7 protein-coding genes are annotated in these 5,301 nt (G+C 58.1%); all 7 read right to left on the minus strand.

Features of this window, described 5'->3' with window-relative positions:
* Positions 1-271 precede the first annotated feature (271 nt).
* Complete coding sequence (locus O6929_05585; protein MCZ6479857.1) at positions 272-457, minus strand: DUF2933 domain-containing protein; 186 nt, start codon at positions 455-457, stop codon at positions 272-274.
* Between the two features lie 294 nt (positions 458-751).
* Positions 752-1,438: a thioredoxin domain-containing protein gene (locus O6929_05590; GenBank protein ID MCZ6479858.1), complete on the minus strand. Its 687-nt coding sequence runs from the start codon at positions 1,436-1,438 to the stop codon at positions 752-754.
* A gap of 259 nt (positions 1,439-1,697) precedes the next feature.
* The gene (locus tag O6929_05595; GenBank protein ID MCZ6479859.1) at positions 1,698-2,660 is read right to left on the minus strand and encodes a hypothetical protein; all 963 of its coding nucleotides are present in this window, start codon (positions 2,658-2,660) and stop codon (positions 1,698-1,700) included.
* Positions 2,661-2,818: 158 nt separating this feature from the next.
* Positions 2,819-3,562, minus strand: a complete 744-nt coding sequence (locus O6929_05600) for a cytochrome c biogenesis protein CcdA (protein MCZ6479860.1) — start codon at positions 3,560-3,562, stop codon at positions 2,819-2,821.
* A gap of 195 nt (positions 3,563-3,757) precedes the next feature.
* A complete protein-coding gene (locus O6929_05605; protein ID MCZ6479861.1) occupies positions 3,758-4,186 on the minus strand; it encodes a TlpA disulfide reductase family protein in 429 nt (142 codons plus the stop codon).
* A gap of 154 nt (positions 4,187-4,340) precedes the next feature.
* Positions 4,341-4,718: an FxLYD domain-containing protein gene (locus tag O6929_05610; protein ID MCZ6479862.1), complete on the minus strand. Its 378-nt coding sequence runs from the start codon at positions 4,716-4,718 to the stop codon at positions 4,341-4,343.
* Positions 4,719-5,054: 336 nt separating this feature from the next.
* Positions 5,055-5,301, minus strand: a 247-nt coding sequence (locus O6929_05615; protein MCZ6479863.1) for a hypothetical protein, incomplete at its 5' end; no start/stop codon positions are given.

Raw genomic sequence — 5,301 nt, forward strand, 5'->3', positions numbered from 1 at the left:
ATGACGAGTCCCCAGAACACGATCATCATGAACATCATGCCAATCCCCCACGCACCCCACATGTCATGCATCCCCCACCAGTCGTACGGACGTTCTTGCGCAAACGCCGCCAACGGGATGAATATCGCGAAAAAGCTTAAAGCTGAGGCCACCACCTTGAAGTTTAACGGTCTCATCGATGCTTCCTCCTTTTACCGGTGATCACTTCCGTCTCACCTTGATCTCAAGCCCGTCCACGGCGAGGATGTTTACCTTTTCGCCTCTCCCGACTTCAGTGACAGGCAGACTTGGTTGGAGCTGGCTTATCTCCCGGTTCCTGCTCGGGGCTTTCTTTGGGGGGGATGCCGTGGGAATGGCCGGCGCCGCAGCACCCGATCCCCGCATGCCCTCGGGACATAAACCAGACGAGCCCGATTCCGACCAGAATCCACAGCCAGTTATCCGCTAGCCATTCCATGATCTTTACCTCCTCGCCTTCCTTAGACACCCCCTGATTGCTCAACCTTATCCGGGGTACGTGCGTGCCACCCCTGGAAGGTAGGTAGGGAAGTAGTCCAAGTTCTTGATTTGTAGAGTTAATCTGAGTTCGGAAATCTTGCTTGGGGAGGGGAGAGAGATCGAAAGGTGGGACATCCGCTCCTCATACAGATGGGCGTATTTGATCTAACTGCACGTAAAATCCTGATTACTCAAATGAGACATCGGCGCCTCTGTGGGACACCGTATACCCTACCCCCCTAGGGTATATAACCTAGCGCTGGAAGTCAAGGGTGGTCTTGAGCTGGTCCTCGATAATGGACCGGAATGTCTGGAAGGGATGGGCCCCCACGAGCTTTAGTCCATTGATAAAGAACGTTGGGGTGCCGCGGGCCCCCAGGGCAAGCCCGATCCCCGTTTCCCCCTCCACCTTTTTGGCGTGCGTCCCAGCGTCGAGGCACTGATCAAAGGCCTCGCCGTCGAGTCCGAGATCCCTCGCGTACTGTTTGAGTCGGCGATCTGCCAAGGAGAAGAAGCCTTTCGAGGCGAAGAGTTTATCGTGGTACTCCCAGAACTTGCCTTGCTCCCGGGCACACTCCGACGCCTGGGCTGCTGCGACAGATTGTGGGCCCAAGATGGCCAGGTGCGTGTAGATGAACCGGACCTTCCCTGCTTTGATGTACTCCTCTTCGAGGCGGGGAAGCGTCTGCTTCCAGAATCTCCAGCAGAAGGTGCACTGGAAGTCGGAGAATTCGATGATGGTGACGGGGGCATGATCAGATCCCTTAGCAGGTCCCCTGGCCAGAAGCCTGAGGACCTCCTCTGCCCGCAGTTCTTGGGCGGAGGCGTTCGGTACTAAGGCCAGCAACGCCGCCAGACTCCACAACAAGACGAGGTTCCAGGTCTTCGATTGGACTCCTTTCGGATGATCCTTATACAGGGCACAGCTAAGACGCCTCATCGGTTTTGGCCTCCTGCACATTCCCGTCCTCGAGTACGCTTATTCTCTCTTTGCATTTCCTGGACCAAAAGCTAGCGTGAGCGTTAGCTGTTCGGCCCTGGCAACGCTTACCTCTCTCTCGATTGCTCCGAACGCCCCGTGCCATGCCTTCAGACGATACCGGCCGGGCGGAGTGCCGCGGATCTCAAACGCTCCCTCCGGGCTGGTTACTGCCGTAAAGCCTGGCGAAGAGATCATGATGTATGCTCACCCTACCCTCTCAATTCGCGACCACGCCGTGAGGTCCCTTGCCCACAGCGACCGTCCCGATCACCCGGCGAGTGAGGACGTCGATCACAGTAACGTCATGGGAGCCATGATTGGCCACGTAGGCCCGTTGGCCATTGGACGAGATGGCGACATGATGGGGGGCCCGGCCGACCGGGACCCTTGCCAACTCTATCTTTGCTCGGGCGTCGATGATGCTCACGTTGCTCGAGTCGTGGTTGGATACCCAGACCTCACTCCCATCTGGAGTAATAGCGAGATGATGAGGGTTGCGACCAGAGGTCTCCACAGGCGTGAGTAACCTGCTCGAAGTTTCGATATGAAAAAGCAGGCTGGAGCCCCAGTTGGTGACCCAGGCGTCCTGTCCTCTTGCCGTAAGGGTGAGATCGTGAGGGGCGCCATATGTGGGCATCCGCTCAACTTCGCTGGTTACGGCATCCACCAACCAGATGGAATGGGAGCCCAGGCTGGTGACCCAGATCCGACGCCCGTCACCGGTTAGGGCGACATTGTGGGGCGACTCCTGTAGAGCGACTTCCTTGAGGATCTTCCCGACGATGAGGTCGATCACGAGGAGCTTTCTCAGACCCTCGGCCGCTACGTAGCCCGTCTGTCCGTTGGAGCTAACCGCCACCCCATGGGGCCGTCCCGAAATCTGCAGAACCGCCTTTACCTTTTGCTGAATTGCGTCTACGAGGCTCAGACGATCAGCAGAGGGGTGGGTAACCAGCAGAAGTCTCCCGTCCGGAGAAAAGGCCAGATTGTGGGGTCCCGGGGAGACGGCAATCGTACCGGCAACCTGCATGGCCTCTCCGTCAATGATGGAGATGGTCCCAGAGTGTTCATTGGCCACGTAGGCCACTCGTCCTTTTTCGAGCGGTGCACCGTGGACTGGCGGGGCGGAGAGAAACAGAAGAAGAGTTATTGTGACCGCCCATGGCCCTAAGCGTTTCACCGCTTTCCTCTCTGAAATATGCTAGCCGGGGTAGGTAGCGAGTTGTGCGCCAGCTTCGCCCCATTTTCAGCTGTCGAGATTCGCCTGGATTCATCGTCGCACATATCACGGGTCTCCCATCGTGATGCTTTTCGTGTCCTGCCGGATCTGCTCGGAACTTACAGCCGCTCCCAAAGCCAGGCGGGTGTGATGCTGATGAGGTAGGTATTCAAGAGCGTCAGATATCCGGTAAAAAGGAGGACCCCGATAAGGACGAGGAAGACGCCGCTTCCGACCTCCACCATTCGCATGTAAGGGTGGAACCGGTCAAAAAACCGGCTAAAGCGGTCCATGGCCAGAGCACTCAGAAGGAAGGGGACTCCCAGGCCAAGGGAGTACACGCCGAGGAGGGTCACCCCTCTCCCTCCTGTCGTTGATGTCCCCGCCAGCGTGAGGATCGAACCCAGGATTGGCCCGATACAAGGAGTCCAACCGGCACCGAAGGCCACCCCGACCAGGGTCGAACCCAGGTATCCCGCGGGCCGCTTCTCAAGCTGCAGACGTCGCTCCCGCATCAGAAGCGGCAGCTTCAGAATCCCGGCAATAAACAGTCCGAAGAGGATGATGATGATTCCCCCGACCTTCCGAACGAGTCCAATCGACCCAAGGAGCAGCTGTCCCAGTAGAGTGAAGGAGGCGCCCAGGGTGATAAAGACCGCGGAAAACCCCAGGATGAAAAGCACGGCGTTTACAACGATGGTCCGTCGCACATGGACCGTCCTGCCCGCTTTCAGCTCCTGAAGGGACATGCCGCCGATGAAGGAAAGGTAAGAGGGGACGAGAGGTAGCACACAGGGGGAGAGGAACGAAAAGAGCCCCGCCGTGAAAGCGACCACCGAGGTTACGTCCACTGACTGCGCCATGAGCCTTCTCCTTGCCCTTTGCTCCCAAGCCCCATCTCACGCTCTTTCGGTACGGGCCAGCCAGAGGGGACCGACTCCGCTGTCGGATGCGCGCCTCTGCACTTACGACCACGTCCCGCGCCGGCTTCCTGGCTGAGGCCGCTTCGAGTCACGGCTGCCTCGATGAGCCCAAGGGTCACCGTATCCATACTGACCTCAACGGATTAGCTCCTTCAGGATTTTCGTCGAATCCCCATCGGTCCAGTCACGATAGCCGAGTTCTCGAAAGCGGATCATCCCCTCTTTGTCCACGAGAAAACTTGCGGGGATGGCGAAGATCCGGAACTGGTTCATAGTCTTCATGTCCGGGTCCAGAAGGGCGGGGAAAGTAAGCTCGAACTCCTGGATGAAATTTCTCACCAAACTTTTGGGACCGGAATCAACGCTGATGGCAAGAATCTCCAACCCATCGCCCTTATAGACATGGTAGGCCTTCTCCATCATGGGCATCTCCAGTCGGCACGGAGGGCACCACGTGGCCCAGAAGTTGATAAAGACCGCCTTCTTGCCACGGAAGTTTGAAAGCTGAACTGGCCTGCCCTGGAGATTTGGTAGCGTGAAATCTGGCGCTGGATGTCCCACCATTGGCCTTGGATCTTGTGCCCAGGCCTCTGGCCCTCCAGCAGTCGAGAATATAATGCTTCCGACCAGGACAGCTCCGACTACGGGCCACCGCGGATATTGATTCCGCATCGCTTTCCCCTGGATCTACTTCCAAAACAATTCCCTCTCCGGAACTTTACGGCTTGGGTTCCGCCTCAACCACCTCCACCTTGTAGTCCTTGACCTTTTGCATGTCCGGGCCAACGATGTCCAGAAACTCCACGTCAAAGGCTGCCACTTCGCCCGGCTTCAGCTCGGGGCTGAAGACCTTGCCAAAGGCGGTGAACATTAACCGGTTATCCCCTTGGAATGCTTCCCCTTTGATTCGGATACGGCCAAGGGTGACGTCGGACTGGTTTTCTGCCGTCCCCGGGATGTGGAAGTGTCGTTGGGCGCACATGAAGGGGGACTGGACCGTGAGTTTGACTTTGCTCCGGTAATCCTCGCCTGCCTGTGCTGGGAGGCTGCCGAGCATAATGACACCAAGGGCTAGGACCACAAATCGCTTGCCCATGATCTTTCCTCCTTCCGGGGCTGCGAGTCAGCCTTAATGTCCGGACGACGACGGTTGCGCTCCTCGCCTATGACCTTGAGCTTTCCTTTCATGCCCCGTTGTCGGTGACTTCGAAGGGGGCAATACGTAACCGGAGTAGGGCAGAGACCAGGCATATTTGCTCTTTTTGTCGCATGCCACCGCCCTAGTGTCCCGGAGTTGCGACGTGCTTCTCCGGTTCTACTATACCCAGCCGCTGCCGAAGGAAAGGACCGGGGTCTCTTCGCGCGTTTCCCGCTCGGCCACCAGGGTTCAGGATCCCCTCCAATGCGGAGGGAGACAAGGGTTGAACTCCCGTTACTCCTCCTTATCTCCGTGATCGATAGGTGATGTTTCTGTTGCCGACCGGGGCGAGCCGCCGGCAGCTCCGCCTCGAACCGGCGTGGGTGCCACCTCGAGGAAATCACCCCGCTCTTGGGCCAGTTGGCGCTGCCAGGACTCTTCGGGGTCCCAGCCCCACTTTAGGAAGAGGGTTGGGACCACGAGCAGGTTCAAGAACGTCGAGGTGACGAGCCCGCCGAGAATGACGTAGGCCATGGGGCGC

The sequence above is a fragment of the Candidatus Methylomirabilota bacterium genome, from assembly GCA_027293415.1.
GTDB lineage: Bacteria > Methylomirabilota > Methylomirabilia > Methylomirabilales > CSP1-5 > CSP1-5.